The sequence below is a fragment of the Kaistia sp. 32K genome (assembly GCF_016629525.1).
In the GTDB taxonomy this organism is placed as follows: Bacteria; Pseudomonadota; Alphaproteobacteria; order Rhizobiales; family Kaistiaceae; genus Kaistia.
This window is the reverse complement of the sequence record NZ_AP024269.1, coordinates 1,329,241-1,347,068: the sequence shown is the minus strand read 5'-3', so window position 1 is coordinate 1,347,068 and position 17,828 is coordinate 1,329,241. Positions and strand designations below refer to the sequence as shown.

The following is a 17,828-nucleotide window of genomic DNA, read 5'->3' as shown; positions in this document are numbered from 1 at the left end:
GTCGACGGCGGCGCCGTCGGGTGAGGGTTTTGGGCGAGAGGTGGCGGAAGGGTTCCCGCCCACCGGCCTAGAGCGTCTCGACGAAGGCCCGGTAGGCCGCCTCGTCCAGGAGGCCCTCCAGTTCGCTGGGCTCGGTCAGCGTCAGCCGGATGAACCAGCCGTCGCTCTCCGGCGCGTCGTTAATGGTCGAGGGCGAATCCGGGAGCTTCGAGTTGACCGCGATGACGAGGCCGGAGACCGGCGCGTAGACGTCGCTCGCCGCCTTGACGGATTCGACCACCGCCGCCTCGTCGCCCTTGGCAAAGGTCTTCCCGACCTCGGGAAGCTCGACATAGACGACGTCGCCGAGCTGCGACTGCGCATAATCGGTGATGCCGATAAGGGCCGAGTCGCCTTCGAGGCGGACCCATTCGTGGTCTTTGGTGAAATAGACGGTCATGTGGTGGTCTTCCCTGGAAAGGCCGTTCAGGCTTGCTTGCGGAAATAGCGGTGCGGGACGAAGGGCATGGGCACGACCGTGGCGGCCAGATCCTTGCCGCGGACGACGAGCGTGACCGGCGTGCCGGGCGCGGCGTGCTCGGCCGCGACATAGCCCATGGCGATGGGGCCGCCGGCCGTCGGGCCGAAGCCGCCCGAGGTGACGATGCCGATCTGGCGACCGGCGGCGTCGCGGATCTCGGCGCCCTCGCGGGCGGGCGCCCTGCCCTCCGGCTTGATGCCGACGCGGAGCTGCGCCGGCCCATCGGCGAGCTCGCCCTGGATGCGCTCCGCGCCCGGAAAACCACCCTCGGCGCGGCGGCGCTTGGCGAGCGCGAAACCGAGATCGGCCTCGACCGGCGAAGTCGCCTCGTCGATGTCGTGGCCATAGAGGCAGAGCCCGGCCTCGAGCCGGAGCGAATCGCGGGCGCCGAGGCCGATCGGCTCGACCTCGGGCTCGGCCAGCAGCGCGCGCGCCAACGGCTCGGCATGGTCTTCGACGACCGAGATCTCGTAGCCGTCCTCGCCGGTATAGCCGGAGCGGCTGATGTGACAGTCGATGCCGTCGATGGTCGTGCGGATCGCCGTCATGAAGCCCATGGCGGCCGAATCCGGACAATGGCGCGCCAGCACCTCGGCCGCTTTCGGCCCCTGCAGGGCGATCAGCGCGAGCTGCCCGGCGATCTCCAGCTGGACGCCTTCGGGCAGATTGGCCGCGATATGGGCGTAGTCGATCGCCTTCCGGCCGGCATTGACGACCAGATAGAGCGTGCCGTCCTCGCTGGGATCGGCCGAGCGCGTCACCATCAGATCGTCGATGATGCCGCCCTCGGGCGTCGTCAGCAGCGTGTAGCGGACGCGGCCGGGCGCAAGCGCCAGGAAATCGCCGGGCGTCAGCGCCTCCAGCGCGCGCGCCGTCGTCGCGTGGTCCGGCCCGACGAGATAGGCCTGGCCCATATGCGAGACGTCGAACAGGCCGGCGCTGTCGCGGGTCCAGTTGTGTTCGGAGAGAATGCCGAGCGGATATTGCACCGGCATCGAATAGCCCGCGAACGGCACCATGCGGGCGCCGAGTTCGCGATGGAGGCCGGCGAGCGGCGTCTCGAGCAGGATGTCTTCTGTAGTGGCCGAATCAGCCATGCACCGGATCCCTGAACAGAGTCGTTGGCACGGGCAGGCCTGAATGGCCTGTTCCGCGCCCCCTCTGTCCGAGAACCTGAGAGATTTCCCGCCCTGCCGATGCGGCAGAGGCGGCTACTCCTTCGGTGAGCCAAGGGTCGGGAATCCCGACCAAGGGCTGCTTTCCAGAGCGTCGCCGACCGTCCGGTCCGTTGGCCTGAGAGTTTCCGGGGCGGTTGCTCCTTCGGCGCCGACGAGGATTTCACCCCTTCGGTCTCTCCCGGCGGTCGTTCAGCCTGCGCCCGAGGGCGCCGGCTCGGCCGGGTCGCGACACGGACCCAGCTTGGAAGCTACTGTAGGTTCGCGCGCGCCCCTGTCAATCGACGGCGCGCGCGATCCTGCCTCATTGTGCGGCAGACGGCGATCTCAGCTGCGACGCCTCGTCGTCAGCTGCGACGCCGGATCGTCCGCTGCGAAGCTAGATCGTCAGCTGCGACGCTGCTTGGCTGGCGTCGCCTTGTCGTCGAGGCCGACATAGATGTGGAAGTCGGTGTTGCCCTCGGAGATCGGCACCACGATCGATTCGTCGATCTTGGTGAAGTCGGCCGCGAGCTCCGGCGCCTGCAGCGGCACGGCGATACGATGCAGCTCCGACTTCAGCACCTTGTCACGGCCTTCCATGACGACGACCCGGACCGGGACGTTGACCGTCTGCGCCTTGCCGGCCGGGCCGGAGGCGACGCGGCCCTTGATGCCGAGCTTGACGGTCACGCCGCCGCCGGGCGCCTTGAAGCATTCCCGCGCCGTGTCGGTGATCGCCACCTGGTAGACCACCGGCGGGCCGGCCCCGGTGATCGGGTCCGGCTTGCCGGGCGCGAGGACCTTGAATTCCTCGGTGCCGGGCCGCACCGCGACCGGCGGGCAATTCACCGTGTAGCCGAAGTTTTCGGCCGAGACGATCGTCGCGTTCTGCAGATTCTTGTTCGGCGCACCGAAGAGCGCATTGTTGACGACATTGCCGCCACCACCGGATGACGAGCCATCGGTCACGCTCGAACAAGCGGAGACCAGGCCAGCCAGGGCGGCCACCGAAACAAAGGCCACGAGGCGACGCGACGCGCTCGAGCCACCGAAAGAAGAACCATGCATCCCAATAATCCTCGACGCTGATGCGCGACGTCTATAACAGTCCGATTGATCTTTGGCGACTTAGTGGCTGACGACCCGCCGCACCTTGCCCGCCGCATCCCGCGACGATAGGGTTGCAGCAAAGGGCGGCTTGCCACAAGTCTGGCCGCATGTGGAGGCGTTTCTTCCGTGAAATATGTGAGCACGCGCGGCATTGCCCCCGCGCTCGGCTTCTCCGACGTTCTTCTGGCTGGGCTCGCGCGTGACGGCGGCCTGTATGTCCCCGAGACATGGCCGGCATTTTCTTCCGAGAGCTTCGCGCGCCTGAGAGGGCGTCCCTATGACGAGGTCGCCTATGCGGTGATCCATCCGTTCGTCGCCGGCGAGATCGCCGATGCCGATTTGAAGCGGATGTGCGCCGAGGCCTACGCGACCTTCCGCCATCCGGCCGTCGCCCCCCTGGTGCAGACCGGCCCGAACAGCTTCATCCTCGAGCTCTTCCACGGCCCAACGCTCGCCTTCAAGGACGTGGCGATGCAGCTGCTCGCGCGGCTGATGGACCATGTGCTGGCCGAACGCGGCCGGCGCGCGACCATCGTCGGCGCCACCTCGGGCGACACCGGCGGCGCCGCGATCGAGGCGTTCCGCGGCCGCGCCGCCACCGACATCTTCATCCTGTTCCCGCATGGCCGTGTCTCGCCGGTGCAGCAGCGGCAGATGACGACGGTGCAGGACGCCAACGTCCACGCCATCGCGCTCGAAGGCACGTTCGACGACTGCCAGGCGATCGTGAAGGGCCTGTTCAACGACCACGGCTTCCGCGATCGGGTCTCGCTCTCGGGCGTCAATTCGATCAACTGGGGCCGCATCGTCGCGCAGGTCGTCTATTACGTCACCGCCGCGCTCTCGCTCGGCGCGCCGGACCGCTCGATCTCCTTCACGGTGCCGACCGGCAATTTCGGCGACGTCTTCGCCGGTTATGTCGCCAAGAAGATCGGCTTGCCGATCGACCGGCTGGTGATCGCCACCAACACCAACGACATCCTGGCGCGCACGCTCGAAAGCGGCCGCTACGAGACGACGGGCGTCGTGCCGACCCAGTCGCCCTCGATGGACATCCAGGTCTCGTCGAATTTCGAACGGCTGCTGTTCGAGGCCGCCGGCCGCGACGGCGACACGGTGCGCCGCCTGATGGACAGCCTCGGCCAGTCCGGCGCCTTCACGATTCCGGAAGCCGCGCTTGAAAGCATCCGCGGCGAGTTCGCCGCCGGCCGCGCCAACGAGGCCGAGACCGACGCCACCATGCGCGACACGCTCGCCTCGACCGGCTACCTGGCCGACCCGCATACCGCCGTGGCGCTCGCCGTCGCCGCGCGCCAGCCGGTCACTTCATCGCCGATGGTGACGCTCTCGACCGCGCATCCGGCCAAGTTCCCGGCCGCCGTCGAGGCGGCGACCGGCATCGACCCTGCCCTGCCCGCCTGGCTCGGGGATCTCATGCAGCGGGAGGAACGCTTCACCGTTCTTCCCAACGACATCGGTGCCATCGCCCGCTTCGTCGAAGCCCGCGCCCGCGCCATCCACGAAAAGGTGTGAAGATGGTGCTCGACGCAAAGCTGACGCCGGTGATCCGCGCATGACCGTGCAGGTGACGAAACTCAAGTCGGGGCTGACTGTCGCGACCCACGACATGAATCACCTGGAAAGTGCTGCCCTCGGCGTCTGGGTCGGCGCCGGCTCGCGGCGCGAGGAAACGTCGGAGCACGGCATTTCCCACCTGCTCGAGCACATGGCGTTCAAGGGAACGCACAAGCGCTCCGCCACCGACATCGCCGAGGAGATCGAGGCGGTCGGCGGCGAGTTGAACGCCGCGACCAGCGTCGAGACGACCTCCTACTACGCCCGCATCCTGAAGCCGGACGCGGAGCTCGCCGTCGACATTTTGAGCGACATCCTCTGCAACTCGGCCTTCGACGCCGACGAGCTGAAGCGCGAGCAGCACGTCATCGTGCAGGAGATCGGCGCCTCGCTCGACACGCCGGAAGACCGCGTCTTCGACTTCTTCGTCGAAGGGGCCTACCCCGACCAGCCGATCGGGCGGACGATCCTCGGCACCGAGGAGACGGTGCGGCGCACGCGCTCGCATGATCTCTCGACCTATCTCGATCGCCATTATCACGGCCCGAACATGGTGCTGGCCGCGGCCGGCGCCATCGACCACGACGCGCTCGTCAAGCTGGCGGAAGACCGTTTCTCCTCGCTTCCCTCGGCCGAGCTCACCGACGGCATCGCCGCGCATTACCGCGGCGGCGACATGCGCGAGACGCGCGACCTGATGGAAGCGCAGATCCTGCTCGGCTTCGAGGGCATGCCCTACAAGTCCGACGACTTCCACGCGGTGCAGATCCTCGCTTCGCTGCTCGGCGGCGGCATGTCCTCGCGCCTGTTCCAGGAAGTGCGCGAGAAGCGCGGCCTCTGCTATTCCGTCTACGCCTTCCACTGGAGCTTCGCCGACACGGGCCTGTTCGGCATCCACGCGGCGACCGGCGGCGACGACATCGAGGATTTGATGCCGGTCATGCTCGGCGAGCTGGAGCGGGCGAGCCTCGACATCACCGAGGCCGAGCTCGGACGCGCCCGCGCCCAGATGCGCGCCAGCCTGCTGATGAGCCTGGAAAGCCCGGCCGCCCGCGCCGGCCAGGTGGCCCGGCAGATGCTCCTGTTCGGACGCCCCATTCCGGTCGAGGAAATCGTCGCCCGCATCGACGACGTCAGCGTCGCCCGCGTGCGCGACCTCGCCCAGCGCATCTTTACCGGCAGCCCGCCGACCGTCGCCGCGATCGGCCCGATCGAGAAGCTGATCGGCCGCGACGAGATCGCCACGCGCCTCGGGTCGCCCATCGTGGCGGCCTGAGTCTCACCGCTGGACGGTCCGGATTGGCCCGGAAGCGGGCCGGGAAATGGGAACGTTCGATCCAGCCTGAATGGTCACGCTGGGTGCCAGAGCGTTTTCGAGCGAAGTGGATCCCGGTTCGCGTCGAGAAAACGCGACCAAACAAATAGCTAGATCCCTCCGTCGCTTCCATGAAACGATGAAGGGATCTAGTGCGGAGCGGGGGCGCGGCACGACAAATGGAATTTCTGCGATCCGTCGTGCCATTCCACCCCATGCCGGAAATCCGGACCGGCATGGTGCTGCTTCGCCCGCCCGCTCTCTCCGACTTCGCCGCCTGGGCGAGCCTCCGCGCCGAGAGCCGCGCCTTCCTGACGCCGTGGGAGCCGCTGTGGCCGGTCGACGACCTGACGCGCGGCGCGTTCAAGCGACGGCTGCGTCGCTACCAGCGGGAAATCCGCGAATCGACCGGTTACCCGTTTCTCGTCTTCACCGCCGACGGCCGGCAGCTGGTCGGCGGCCTCACGCTCTCGCATGTCGTGCGCGGCGTCACCCAATCCTGCTCGCTCGGCTACTGGATGGGGGCGCCCTATGCCGGCAAGGGACTGATGACGGCGGCCGTGAAGGCCGTCATTCCCTTCGTCTTCGATACGCTGCGCCTGCATCGCCTTGAAGCCGCCTGCCTGCCCCACAACGCCGCCTCCATCCGCCTTCTCGAAAAAGCCGGATTCTCGCGGGAAGGCTACGCCCGTCGCTACCTCTGCATCGAAGGCCGGTGGCAAGACCACCTGCTCTACGCGATTGTCAGCGATGACCCACGACCATGACGCCCACGACACCGCCCCGGCGCGCGCCCGCAAGTTCCGACGAACCGTCGCCATCAAGTCCCGACGTTCTGTCGCTAACTTGTCACGCGGCCGAAAATTCCTTGTGCCGTCCCGGCGCGGATAGTACTGCTCGACGGCCTTCGGGCTCTGGAGGTTTGTTTGTTGCTTAACCGCATCGTCGCCGCGGTCTTTTTCGTTCTGCTCGCGGTCGTGGGCACATCCACGCATGTCCAGGCGCTCGACGCCGTCAACGTCCCGCTCGACGGCACGACGCTCGACCTCACCCGGGCTGTCGAACGTGCGTCGCGGGATCCGTCCGATCGCGTCCAGGTGTCGACGGCGCCCGCTGCGGACGGCATCGTCCGCCGCATCGAGGTTCGCTCGAACGAAGGCGGCGGCACCTCCTACTGGGTCTCCTTCGCGCTCACCAACAATGGCGACGAGCAGATCGACCGCCTGCTGGTGGCGCCGCATTTCCGCCTCGCCAATTCCGGCCTGCTGATCCCCGATCTCGGCGCCTCGCGCATCGCGACCGTGACGCCGAGCCAGGGCTTCGCGCCGGAACGGCAGCCGAGCCAGGAAGCCGACGTCTTCCGCATCACGCTCGATCCCGGCGCGGTCGTCACCTTCGTGGCCGAGTTGCGCACCCCCGTGCTGCCGCAGCTCTATCTCTGGGATCCCGACAACTACAAGGACGCCATCAACAGCTACACGCTGTATCACGGCATCGTCCTCGGCATTTCCGGCCTGCTGGCGCTGTTCCTGACCATCGTCTTCGTGGTCAAGGGCACGGCGATGTTCCCGGCGACCGCCGCCCTCGCCTGGTCCGTCCTGATCTATCTCGCGATTGATTTCGGCTTCTGGAACAAGGTGATCCAGATCGCGCCCGGCGACGACAAGATGTGGCGCGCCTTCGCCGAGGTGCTCTTGTCGGCGACGCTGCTGATCTTCACCTACACCTATCTGAACCTGAACCGATGGCACGCGCGCTATAGCCACGCGACGATCGCCTGGCTCGTCGGCCTGCTGATCCTGCTCGGCGTCGCCGTGTTCGAGCCGGGGATCGCCGCCGGCGTCGCCCGTTTCTCCTTCGGCTTGACCGTCACGCTCGGCTTCGTCGTCATCCTCTATCTGGCGGTGCACCACTACGACCGCGCCATCATGCTGATCCCGACCTGGGTTCTCCTGATGGTCTGGATCCTCGGCGCCTATCTGACGGTAACCGGCAATCTCACCAACGACGTCATCCAGCCGGCGCTGAACGGCGGCCTCGTGCTGATCGTGCTGCTGATCGGCTTCACGGTGATGCAGCACGCCTTCGCCGGCGGCGCGATCGCCCAAGGCGCCATCGGCGAGACCGAGCGACGGGCGCTGGCGCTCACCGGCGCCGGCGACATCGTCTGGGACTGGGACGTCTCGCGCGACCGCATCTATACAGGCACCGACGCCGAGGACCTGCTTGGCCTCAAGCACGGCGCGCTGGAAGGCCCGGCCCGCGACTGGCTCGACGTGCTGCACCCCTCCGACCGTGACCGCTTCAAGGCGACGCTCGACGCCGTCATCGAACAGCGCCGCGGCCGCATCGCCCAGGATTTCCGCCTGCGCGCCGAGGACGGCCATTATCGCTGGTTCCACCTGCGTGCCCGCCCCGTGCTCGGTTCGGACGGAGAAGTGACCCGCTGCGTCGGCACGCTCGCCGATGTTACCGAGGAGCGCACGGCGGAAGAGCGGCTGCTGCATGATGCCGTGCACGACAACCTGACCGGCCTGCCGAACCGTGAACTGTTCATGGACCGGCTCGCCTCGGCGGTCACCCGCACCCAGGCCGAGGGCGCGGCGCGCCCGTCCGTCTTCGTGCTCGACCTCGACCGATTCAAGCACGTCAATGACGGCTTCGGCCTGTCGGTCGGCGATTCGATCCTGCTGACGATCGCCCGCCGGCTGACGCGCCTGTTGAAGCCGCAGGATACGCTGGCCCGTATCTCCGGCGACCAGTTCGCCTTCCTGCTGATCTCGGAGAGCGAGCCCGAGCGGATCGCCGGCTTCGCGGATTCGGTCCGCCGCACGCTGCGCGCGCCGATCTCGTTCGGCGATAAGGAAATCTTCCTGACCGCCTCGATCGGCATTGCCATGCATGACGGCAAGCAGAGCGACGCGCAGGAGATCGTCAAGGACGCCGAGATCGGCATGTACTACGCCAAGCGCCTCGGCGGCGACCGCATCGAGGCCTTCCGGCCGGCGCTGCGCCAGCACGGCGCCGACACGCTGACGCTGGAGGCGGATCTCCGCCGCGCCATCGGCCGTGAGGAGATCAAGGTGCTCTACCAGCCGATCGTGCGGCTGGAAGACCGGACGATCGCCGGCTTCGAGGCGCTGGCGCGCTGGGACCATCCCCAGCATGGCCGCATCCCGCCGGCGGAGTTCATCCCGCTCGCCGAGCGCAACGGCCTGATCATCCCGCTCGGCCTGTTCGTGCTCGAGCGCGCCGCCAAGCAGCTCTCCGACTGGCAGGAGCAGCTCGGCCGCGACGTGCCGCTGTTCGTCTCCGTCAACGTCTCCAGCCGCCAGCTTCTGCGGCACGACCTCATCAATGACGTGAAGTCGGTGCTCTCCCGCTCGGCCGTCACCCGCGGCTCGCTCAAGCTCGAGATGACCGAGAGCCTGGTGATGGAGAACCCGGAATATGCGGCGCAGGTGCTGACCCGCGTGCGCGAGCTCGGCGCCGGCCTGTCGCTCGACGATTTCGGTACCGGCTATTCCTCGCTCTCCTATCTGCAGCGCTTCCCGTTCGAGACGTTGAAGATCGACCAGAGCTTCGTGCGCGGCCCCTCGGCCAAGCAGAAGCGCGTCATCCTGCGCGCCATCATCGGCCTCGCGCACGAGCTGGAGATGGACGTCGTGGCGGAGGGCGCGGAGACCGAGGACGACGCGCTCGATCTCTACGATCTCGGCTGCGAATACGCGCAGGGCTTCCTGTTCGGCCAGGCCATGACCGCGACCGAGGCCAGCAAGCTGATCTTCCGCGAGGAAGAGGCGCTGATCGCCTGAGAGGCCGCGGCGGAAGGACGCCGCGCGCGAAGCGGGAGGCGGAACCGCCGCTTGACAGCGGCGGGCCCGGTCCCTCTATTCCCGTCTGATGTCGATCCGAGAACCCAGCATGGCCGACGCCGTCTCCCCCTCCTCCGCCAAGCCGCCGCTTGAGATCCTGCTCTGCGCGCCGCGCGGCTTCTGCGCCGGCGTCGACCGCGCGATCCAGATCGTCGAGCTGGCGCTGGAGCGCTTCGGCGCCCCCGTTTATGTCCGGCACGAGATCGTGCACAACCGCTATGTCGTCGACGGCCTGCGCGACAAGGGCGCCGTCTTCGTCGAGGAGCTGGACGAGATCCCGGATGACGGCCAGCCTGTCGTGTTCTCGGCCCATGGCGTGCCGAAATCCGTGCCCGAGGACGCCCGCGCCCGCGAGATGTTCTTCCTCGACGCCACCTGCCCGCTCGTCTCCAAGGTGCACAAGGAAGCGCAGATCCATTTCAAGCGCGAGCGCGAGATCGTGCTGATCGGCCATGCCGGCCATCCCGAGGTGATCGGCACGATGGGCCAGCTGCCCGAGGGCTCGGTCACGCTGATCGAGACGGTCGCGGATGCCGAGGCCTATCAGCCGAAAAACCCGGAGGCGCTCGCCTTCATCACCCAGACGACGCTCTCGGTCGACGACACCTCGGCGATCGTCAAGGTGCTGACCGAGCGCTTCCCGGCGATCACGGCGCCGCACAAGGAAGATATCTGCTACGCGACGACCAACCGCCAGGAGGCGGTCAAGCGCATCGCCGGCGGGGTCGACGCGATGATCGTCGTCGGCGCGCCCAACTCGTCGAATTCGCAGCGCCTGCGCGAAGTGGCCGAGCGGGAGGGTTGCCCCGTCTCCGTGCTGATCCAGCGCGCCGCCGACATCGACTGGTCGCTGTTCGGCGACCTCCGCCGCGTCGGCGTCACCGCCGGCGCCTCGGCGCCGGAAATCCTGGTCGAGGAAGTGATCGACGCCTTCGCCGCCCGCTATACGGTCTCGGTCGAGGTCGTGCGCAACGCCGAAGAGACCATCGCCTTCAACCTGCCCCGCGAACTTCGCCTTCCAGCCGCAGAATGAGTCTTTCCTGATGGCCGTCTATACCGAGATCGCCGACGATGAGCTCGCATGCTTCATCGAGGGCTACGACATCGGCTCCGTGCTGTCCCTGAAGGGGATCGCCGAGGGCGTCGAGAACTCCAACTACCTGCTCGTCACCGACGCCGGTCCGCACATCCTCACCCTCTACGAGAAGCGCGTCGATCCGAACGACCTCCCCTTCTTCGTCGGCCTGATGGAGCATCTGGCGGCTCGCGGCATCATCTGCCCGCAGCCGGTGCGCAACCGCGAGGGACACGCGCTCGGCACTCTGGCCGGCCGGCCGGCGGCGATCGTCACCTTCCTGCAGGGCATGTGGGTGCGCCGTCCGCGCGCCGATCACTGCCTCGCCGTCGGCGGCGCGCTCGCGAAGCTGCATATCGCCGGCGAAGGCTTCGAGCTGACCCGTCACAATGCGCTGACCGTCGACGGCTGGCGCCCGCTGTTCGACCGCGCCTCCGCCCGCGCCGACGAGGTGCTGCCCGGCCTCGCCGCCGACATCGCGGCCGAGCTCGATATCCTCGAGGCCGCCTGGCCGACCGACCTGCCGCGCGGCGTGATCCACGCCGATCTCTTCCCCGACAACGTGTTCTTCCTGCATGACGCGCTGTCCGGGCTGATCGACTTCTATTTCGCCTGCAACGACTTTCTCGCCTATGACGCCGCCGTCTGCCTGAATGCCTGGTGCTTCGAGCCGGACGGCTCGCTGAACGTGACCAAGGCGCGGGCGCTGTTGAACGGCTACCAGAAGGTGCGCCCGTTCACGCCGGAGGAGCTCCAGGCGCTGCCGCTGCTGGCGCGCGGCTCGGCGCTTCGCTTCCTGCTGACGCGGCTCTATGACTGGCTGAACGTACCGCCCGGCGCGCTCGTCGCGCCCAAGGACCCGCTCGAATATTGGAAGAAGCTGCGCTTTCACCGCACGGTGAAGGACGTCAGCGCATATGGATTGACCTTGTGACTGAAGAAACCCGCATCGCCATCTGGACCGACGGCGCCTGTTCCGGCAATCCCGGACCGGGCGGCTGGGGGGCCGTTCTCATCGCCGGCGAGCATGAGAAGGACCTGAAGGGCGGCGAAGCCGACACCACCAACAACCGCATGGAGCTGACGGCGGCGATCGAGGCCCTCGACGCCCTGAAGCGCCCCTCGGTCGTCGATATCCATACCGACTCGCAATATGTGAAGGGCGGCATCACCGGCTGGATCCACGGCTGGAAGCGCAATGGCTGGAAGACGGCGGACAAGAAGCCGGTCAAGAATGTCGACCTCTGGCAGCGCCTCGACACGGCCCTGCAGCGCCACAAGGTGACCTGGCACTGGGTCAAGGGCCACGCCGGCAACGAAGAGAACGAGCGCGCCGACCAGCTCGCGCGCGAGGGCATGGCGCCCTACAAGACGGCCCGGAAGAAAAGCTTCTCGCCCGGCTGACCGCCACTAGCCCTCCCAGAGCCGGCGCACGCCGAACGCGTCGAAGCGCCGCTCGCTGGAGACAAGCTCGACATTCTCGATCAGAGCCTGGGCGATCAGCAGCCGGTCGAACAAATCGTCATGCGCGCCCGCCAGCGTCTCGGCGCGCGCGGCATGCTCCGTCGTGATCGGCAGCCGGCCGAAGCGCTCCTCGTCGATCTCGCTTTCGATGTCGGCTGTGAGGCGCTGCAGGCCGGGCAGGATGCCCGCCCTCGCCTTCTCCAGCAGCTCCAGTATCGAGGCCGCGCTGACCAGCGGTTCGTTGGCGGGATCGGCGATCGCCGCGCGCGCCGGCGGCGCCAGCCGCGCGCTCCCCATCATCCACCAGAGCCACACATGGGTATCGAGAAGCAGCCGCATGGCTAGTGATCCCATGCGGTTTGAACGTTCCCCGGAAACGGCTCGAAAAAGCGATCGTCGAAATCGATCTGGCCCCGCAGGCGGCCCGGGACCCTCGGAGTATCCGGCGCGACGGCCGGGTCGCCGCCGACGATCGGGACGATGCGGGCGACCGTTTCGTCGCCCCGCATCAGGACAACCTCTTCGCCCGCCTGGGCCTGAGCCACGAGGCGGGAGAGGTTCGTCTTCGCTGCGTGCATCTTGACCCGTATCATGGCGCGGAAACCCATCAGCTAATCCCTAGCTAGAAGGTTTCCGTTACGGAAACAAGCAGCGTTTAAAGCAGTTCGAGGATCGCCGCCGCGCCGGAGACCGAGACGCCGCCTGCTTCCTCGACGTTGAGCGTCTTGACGACGCCGTCCTCGACGATCATGGCGAAGCGCTTGGAGCGGATGCCGAGGCCGTTGGTGGAGAGGTCGAACTCCAGGCCGATCGCCTTGGTGAACTCGCCGGAACCGTCGGCGAGGAACAGGATCTTGTCCTCGGCGTTCGTCGCCTTGGCCCAGGCGCCCATGACGAAAGGATCGTTCACGGCGAGCACGGCGATGGTGTCGACGCCCTTCGCCTTGATGGCGGCGGCCTGGTCGATATAGCCCGGCAGATGGTTCTTGTGGCAGGTCGGGGTGAAGGCGCCGGGGACGGCGAAGAGGACGACCTTCTTACCGGCAAAGATGTCGGCGTCGGTCTTTTCGACGACGCCGTCGGGGGTCGAGACGCGGAATTTCGCGGCGGGAATGCGGTCGCCGACCGAGATGGTCATCGCGGGCTCCATGGATAGCGATTGGACGGAAAGGGATAGAGCGGAAGGGATGACACGGGGACCGTGTCACGGCCGGGAGGTTACGGCCTGGCGTCGCCGCCGTCGAGCTTGAATGTCCGGCTCGTCGCCGCGCCGCCATTCGTCAGCGTCAAATGGAGTTCCGTGCCGTCGATCGGCCCGGCGGCCGACTTGCGATCGACGGCGAAGCGGAACACGGTCTCGCCGCCCGGCGCCGCCACGGGCTTCGGCGGGTCAGCGTACCAGTCTCCCGGCGTTTCGACGAAGAGAGACGCCTCGGACGGCTTGCCCGCGATGAAGCCCACCTCGAATTCCGGCTTCTTGTCGGATCCGCCGACGCGCCTCAGCGAGCGGATCTCGAACTCGCCCGGCCGGCCGGGGCCCGGAAGGGCTGCCTGCGCCGCCGCGATGACGCGCGCGCCTTCCTTGTCGTCCGCATCCGCGGGCAGCTCCAGGTCGGCCCGGAGGTTGACGGGAATGCAGATCTCCTCGCAGACGCCGATATCGAGGACGACGTCGAGCCGCACCGGCTGGGCGGGATCCGGCACCGTCATCCTGAGCGGCAGCACGACATGGTCGCGATACACGTTCGAGGCGGCATAACCGTCGTCGTAGCGCACCGGGGCCGGGAAGCTGACCGTCACGTCGCGGGCATTGGTGGAGGCGGAGAAATCAAAGCGCGGCGGAACGCCCGCGTCGCCCGGCGAACGCCAGTAGGTCTTCCAGCCCGGCTCGAGCTTGATCTCGATCGCGCCCTGCAGCGAACCGTCGGCAGCCGGCGCCGTGGCGAGCAGCCGGACGCGGACATTGTCGGTGGCGACCCAAGGCCCCGTCGTCGCGCTGGCGGGCGCGGCGGCGGCAAGAAGAAGGCAGGTTGCGGCGAAGGTCCGGGTCAACATGCCGGAAGGCTATCCGTCGATTCCGGCAATCTCCAGACCGGGATTTGCCTCTCCCATCATTTGTTCGTGTCCCGACCTTTACGCGAACTGCCGGATTTTTCTTTTGGGGCACTCGTGGTACCCTTGGCGCCATGATTGGGAACCGGTTTCGCTCGATCTCCGAGCCAAGCTATCTCGACGGGCAGCTCCTCATCGCCATGCCCAGCATGGAGGATGGCCGCTTCGCCCGCTCCGTCGTCTATATCTGCGCCCACTCGGCCGACGGCGCCATGGGCATCGTCGTCAACCAGGTCGCCCCGCAGATCGACTTCGCCGATCTCCTGATGCAGCTCGACATCATCCCGGAAGGCCCCGAGATCCGGCTGCCGCCGGTCGCCAACCGAATGATCGTGCAGCGCGGCGGACCCGTCGAGACCGGGCGCGGCTTCGTGCTGCACAGCGCCGACTATTTCATCGAGAATTCGACGCTGCCGATCGACGACAACATCTGCCTGACCGCGACGCTGGAGATCCTGAAGGCGATCGTCGCCGGCTCCGGCCCGAAGAGCGCGATGCTGGCGCTCGGCTATGCCGGCTGGGCGCCGGGGCAGCTCGACGCCGAGATCCGCGCCAATGGTTGGCTGCACTGCGCCGCCCGCCCCGAGCTGATCTTCGACCATGACCTCGGATCGAAATATGATCGCGCCATGGCGCTGATCGGCATCGATCCCGCCATGCTCTCCGGCGAATCCGGGCACGGCTGAGCCGTCCCGGAACGGATGCGCGGATCAGTCCTTCCGCTTCAGAACGCCGTTGACGAAGACGCCGTAGACGCCGAGCAGCGCGAAGGCGAGGCCAAACCACGTCACCACATACTGGAGGTGGTTGTTCGAGAAGGTGACCGTCGTCTCGCCGCCCTGCGGCAGGCCGCCCGGATTGGGCGTCGCGTCCGCGTCGATCGAGTAGGGCGCGACCTGATCCGCCGGCAGGCCGGCGGTGGCGGCAAAGTGCGCCGGCTCGCGCGCGAACCACTGGTTCTTCGTGAGGTTGGGCGAGGACTGGAAGATGCCGGGGTTCTCCGGCCGGCGCAGCAGGCCGGTGACGGTGACGCGACCGGCCAACTGGGCCTGCTCGCGCTTCGCGGCGTCCTTCATCGCGTCCGGCACGAAGCCGCGGTTCACATAGACGATCCAGCCGTCATCGGTCCGGAGCGGCGTGAACACGAACCAGCCGGGGCCGCCGATCGGCCCGCGCGGCTGCATCAGGGCGCCGTAGAAATGCGCCTCCTTGTCGTTCAGGAACGTGCCCGACACCGTGACCGGCGTGTAGTCGGCCTCGGCCAGGTCGAGCCCCTGCCACAGCTCCGGCCCGGGCGCCGCGACGGGCTTGTCCTTCAGGCGGTTGTCGACATGCTCGATCAGCGCCTCCTTCCACCCCATGCGCCGCCACTGCCACGTGCCGAGCGAGCAGAGGATCGCAAAGACGACGAGGGTCGCGATGGTGGGCCAGATGAGCCTGCGAACGGGCGATCGAACGGATGACTGGGACATGTGCGTGCGGGATCAGCCCTGGTCGAGCTGCCCCTCCTCGGCCTTGTGCTTGTACTGGATGGCGATCATCAGGCCCTTCAGAGGCCGCAGCAGGCCGAGCGCCAGGGCGATCACCAGCGGGATCCAGAGCAGGGCGTGCAGCCAGAAGGGTGGCTGGAAGGTGAATTCGACATAGAGCGCCAGGAAGGCGACGATGAAGCCGACGATCAGCATGACGAAGACGGCCGGGCCGTCGCCGGCATCGCTGAAGGCATAGTCGAGGCCGCAATTGGCGCAGCGCGGCGCGAGCGTCAGGAAGCCGCTGAAGAGGCGCCCCTCGCCGCAGCGCGGGCAGCCGCCGCGCAGGCCGGTGCTGGACGGCGTCAGAGGCGGATAAAGGGCCGTGTCGCGGGCCGGCTGGTGCATCTCGCTCAACGACAGGCTCCTCGAAGGCGGCGCGAAGCCGCCGGACAGACTGGGCCTTCCCACTTGGCAAGACCCCGAAAAAGAGACGGGCGGCCGAAGCCGCCCGTCGCAGAATTTGTCTCGGCTCAGGCGCCGTGCATCGGCGCGCCCCAGCCACCCCAGACGTAGATGGCGAAGAAGAGGAACAGCCAGACCACGTCGACGAAGTGCCAGTACCAGGCAGCCGCCTCGAGGCCGAAATGCGCCTTCGCGGTGAACTGGCCGGCGAGCGCCCGCAGCAGGCAGACGATCAGGAAGACCGTGCCGATGATGACGTGGAAGCCGTGGAAGCCGGTCGCCATGAAGAAGGTCGAGCCGTAGATGCTGCCGCCGAACGAGAACGTCGCATGGGCATATTCGTAGGCCTGCACGCAGGAGAAGATCAGGCCGAGCACGACGGTGCAGAGCAGGCCCCACTTCAGGCCCTCGCGGTCGTCGTGGATCAGCGCGTGATGCGCCCAGGTCAGCGTCGTGCCCGAGGTGAGCAGGATCAGCGTGTTGAGCAGCGGCAGGTGCCAGGGATCGAACACCTCGATGCCCTTCGGCGGCCAGTGACCACCGGTGAACTCGTAGCGCGCGACGTTCTGCGCCTCGTGAGCGAACAGGCTGGCGTCGAAGAAGGCCCAGAACCAGGCCACGAAGAACATCACTTCCGAGGCGATGAACAGGATCATGCCGTAGCGCAGGTGCAGCTGGACCACGCGGGTGTGGTGGCCCTGCTGGCCCTCGGCGATCACGTCGGCCCACCAGGCGTACATGACGTAGAGCGTGACAATCAGGCCCGGCAGCAGCCAGAGCAGGCTGTTGCCATGCATATAGGCGACGCCGCCGACCGCCAGCGCGAACGCGCCGATCGAGGCCACGAAGGGCCACGGGCTCGGGTTGACGAGATGATAGTCGTGTTGCTTGGCGTGGGCCTCAGCCATGGAGATGCTCCCCGGTCTTTCTCAAAGCGATTTCCCCGATTCCTGCGTCTTGACCGCGGCGACAGGCGCCGCGGGCTCGTCGGAGCTCGGGAAGAAGGTGTAGGACAGAGTGATCGTGTCGATGAACCGCGCCTGCGCGTTGGCATCCATGGCGGGATCGATGAAGAAGGTCACCGGCATCTCGACCTTCTCGCCGGGCTTCAGCGTCTGCGACGTGAAGCAGAAGCAGGCGATCTTGTTGAAATACTGGCCGGTCAGGTCCGGGGTGACGTTGAACGCCGCCGTGCCCGTCGAAACGCGGTCGGTCCGGTTCTCGGCGATGAACTTCACCTCCTGGACCTCGCCGAGCTTCACCTTGATCTGGCGCTGCTCGGGCCGGAACGCCCAGCCGATGCCGTTGGCGACATTGCCGTCGAAGCGGACGGTGACCGTGCGGTCGAGCGACTTGGTGGGGGCCTGCTCGGCGCGCAGCGGCGTACCGCCGAAGCCGGTCACCTGGCAGAACATGCTGTAGAGGGGAACCGAGGCGAAGGCGGCCCCGACCATGGCGACGACGAAGACGCCACAGGCGGCTGCAATCAAGCCATGATTCTTCCCGTTCGGTTGCTCGCTCATCGCTCCCTCATATCGGCCGATTGGTGATGACGCCGGGGCCCATCTTCACGATGGTCACGACATAGAACAGCACGACGAGCGCGATCAGGACCGCCGCGATGGCGATCGAACGCGCGCGCTGGCGCTTCTTCTGCTCCGGGGTAAGACGAACGCCGTCTTCGCTCATGG

20 protein-coding genes and 1 riboswitch are annotated in these 17,828 nt (G+C 67.3%); of the genes, 8 read left to right on the top strand and 12 right to left on the bottom strand.

Annotation, left to right across the window (positions count from 1 at the left end; translation table 11 throughout):
* Window positions 1–67: 67 nt before the first annotated feature.
* The 3 genes from gcvH to K32_RS05925 all read right to left on the bottom strand — a co-directional run bounded on the left by gcvH (window position 68) and on the right by K32_RS05925 (window position 2,646).
* A complete protein-coding gene (gene gcvH, locus K32_RS05935) occupies window positions 68–439 on the bottom strand; it encodes a glycine cleavage system protein GcvH (protein WP_201403139.1) in 372 nt (123 codons plus the stop codon).
* A 26-nt stretch (window positions 440–465) separates the two neighbouring features.
* Complete coding sequence (gene gcvT, locus K32_RS05930; RefSeq protein WP_201403138.1) at window positions 466–1,617, bottom strand: glycine cleavage system aminomethyltransferase GcvT; 1,152 nt, start codon at window positions 1,615–1,617, stop codon at window positions 466–468.
* A gap of 174 nt (window positions 1,618–1,791) precedes the next feature.
* Window positions 1,792–1,889, bottom strand: a riboswitch (glycine riboswitch).
* Between the two features lie 193 nt (window positions 1,890–2,082).
* Entirely contained in the window at window positions 2,083–2,646 is a 564-nt protein-coding gene (locus K32_RS05925; protein WP_201403137.1) for a hypothetical protein, read from the bottom strand.
* Window positions 2,647–2,913: 267 nt separating this feature from the next.
* On the opposite strand from K32_RS05925, the gene thrC reads away from it, so the two are divergent.
* The 7 genes from thrC (at window position 2,914) to rnhA (ending at window position 12,031) form a co-directional block, all read left to right on the top strand.
* Window positions 2,914–4,320, top strand: a complete 1,407-nt coding sequence (gene thrC, locus K32_RS05920) for a threonine synthase (protein WP_201403136.1) — start codon at window positions 2,914–2,916, stop codon at window positions 4,318–4,320.
* A 40-nt stretch (window positions 4,321–4,360) separates the two neighbouring features.
* The gene (locus K32_RS05915; protein ID WP_201403135.1) at window positions 4,361–5,638 is read left to right on the top strand and encodes a pitrilysin family protein; all 1,278 of its coding nucleotides are present in this window, start codon (window positions 4,361–4,363) and stop codon (window positions 5,636–5,638) included.
* A gap of 218 nt (window positions 5,639–5,856) precedes the next feature.
* Window positions 5,857–6,444 carry a GNAT family N-acetyltransferase gene (locus tag K32_RS05910; protein WP_201403134.1) on the top strand — a complete coding sequence of 196 codons (588 nt, stop codon included), beginning with the start codon at window positions 5,857–5,859 and terminating at the stop codon, window positions 6,442–6,444.
* Between the two features lie 174 nt (window positions 6,445–6,618).
* Window positions 6,619–9,492, top strand: coding sequence for an EAL domain-containing protein (locus K32_RS05905; protein WP_244669962.1), 2,874 nt, complete (start codon window positions 6,619–6,621; stop codon window positions 9,490–9,492).
* A 109-nt stretch (window positions 9,493–9,601) separates the two neighbouring features.
* Window positions 9,602–10,585 carry a 4-hydroxy-3-methylbut-2-enyl diphosphate reductase gene (gene ispH / locus K32_RS05900; protein WP_201403132.1) on the top strand — a complete coding sequence of 328 codons (984 nt, stop codon included), beginning with the start codon at window positions 9,602–9,604 and terminating at the stop codon, window positions 10,583–10,585.
* Between the two features lie 10 nt (window positions 10,586–10,595).
* Complete coding sequence (locus K32_RS05895; protein WP_201403131.1) at window positions 10,596–11,561, top strand: homoserine kinase; 966 nt, start codon at window positions 10,596–10,598, stop codon at window positions 11,559–11,561.
* Window positions 11,558–12,031 (top strand): ribonuclease HI, encoded by a 474-nt coding sequence (gene rnhA, locus K32_RS05890; protein ID WP_201403130.1) that lies wholly within the window; start codon window positions 11,558–11,560, stop codon window positions 12,029–12,031. Before K32_RS05895 ends, rnhA begins: the two co-directional genes overlap by 4 nt.
* Before the next feature lie 6 nt (window positions 12,032–12,037).
* On the opposite strand, the gene K32_RS05885 is transcribed toward rnhA, so the two are convergent.
* The 4 genes from K32_RS05885 to K32_RS05870 form a co-directional block, all read right to left on the bottom strand.
* Window positions 12,038–12,430 carry a type II toxin-antitoxin system VapC family toxin gene (locus tag K32_RS05885; RefSeq protein ID WP_201403129.1) on the bottom strand — a complete coding sequence of 131 codons (393 nt, stop codon included), beginning with the start codon at window positions 12,428–12,430 and terminating at the stop codon, window positions 12,038–12,040.
* Between the two features lie 2 nt (window positions 12,431–12,432).
* Window positions 12,433–12,699, bottom strand: a complete 267-nt coding sequence (locus tag K32_RS05880; protein WP_244669867.1) for a type II toxin-antitoxin system Phd/YefM family antitoxin — start codon at window positions 12,697–12,699, stop codon at window positions 12,433–12,435.
* A gap of 47 nt (window positions 12,700–12,746) precedes the next feature.
* The gene (locus tag K32_RS05875; protein ID WP_201403128.1) at window positions 12,747–13,229 is read right to left on the bottom strand and encodes a peroxiredoxin; all 483 of its coding nucleotides are present in this window, start codon (window positions 13,227–13,229) and stop codon (window positions 12,747–12,749) included.
* A gap of 80 nt (window positions 13,230–13,309) precedes the next feature.
* Window positions 13,310–14,146 carry a protein-disulfide reductase DsbD domain-containing protein gene (locus tag K32_RS05870; RefSeq protein WP_201403127.1) on the bottom strand — a complete coding sequence of 279 codons (837 nt, stop codon included), beginning with the start codon at window positions 14,144–14,146 and terminating at the stop codon, window positions 13,310–13,312.
* Window positions 14,147–14,277: 131 nt separating this feature from the next.
* Here K32_RS05870 and K32_RS05865 point away from each other — a divergent pair, with 131 nt between their 5' ends.
* Window positions 14,278–14,889: a YqgE/AlgH family protein gene (locus K32_RS05865; RefSeq protein WP_201403126.1), complete on the top strand. Its 612-nt coding sequence runs from the start codon at window positions 14,278–14,280 to the stop codon at window positions 14,887–14,889.
* A gap of 24 nt (window positions 14,890–14,913) precedes the next feature.
* Here K32_RS05865 and K32_RS05860 read toward each other — a convergent pair whose 3' ends face one another.
* From K32_RS05860 to K32_RS05840, 5 genes are all read right to left on the bottom strand, one after another.
* The gene (locus K32_RS05860; protein WP_201403125.1) at window positions 14,914–15,675 is read right to left on the bottom strand and encodes an SURF1 family protein; all 762 of its coding nucleotides are present in this window, start codon (window positions 15,673–15,675) and stop codon (window positions 14,914–14,916) included.
* A 12-nt stretch (window positions 15,676–15,687) separates the two neighbouring features.
* Entirely contained in the window at window positions 15,688–16,080 is a 393-nt protein-coding gene (locus K32_RS05855; protein WP_201404369.1) for a DUF983 domain-containing protein, read from the bottom strand.
* 125 nt (window positions 16,081–16,205) lie between these two features.
* Window positions 16,206–17,045, bottom strand: coding sequence for a cytochrome c oxidase subunit 3 (locus K32_RS05850; protein WP_201403124.1), 840 nt, complete (start codon window positions 17,043–17,045; stop codon window positions 16,206–16,208).
* A 21-nt stretch (window positions 17,046–17,066) separates the two neighbouring features.
* Window positions 17,067–17,660, bottom strand: a complete 594-nt coding sequence (locus tag K32_RS05845; RefSeq protein WP_201403123.1) for a cytochrome c oxidase assembly protein — start codon at window positions 17,658–17,660, stop codon at window positions 17,067–17,069.
* A gap of 7 nt (window positions 17,661–17,667) precedes the next feature.
* Window positions 17,668–17,826: a hypothetical protein gene (locus K32_RS05840; protein ID WP_201403122.1), complete on the bottom strand. Its 159-nt coding sequence runs from the start codon at window positions 17,824–17,826 to the stop codon at window positions 17,668–17,670.
* Between the last annotated feature and the right edge of the window lie 2 nt (window positions 17,827–17,828).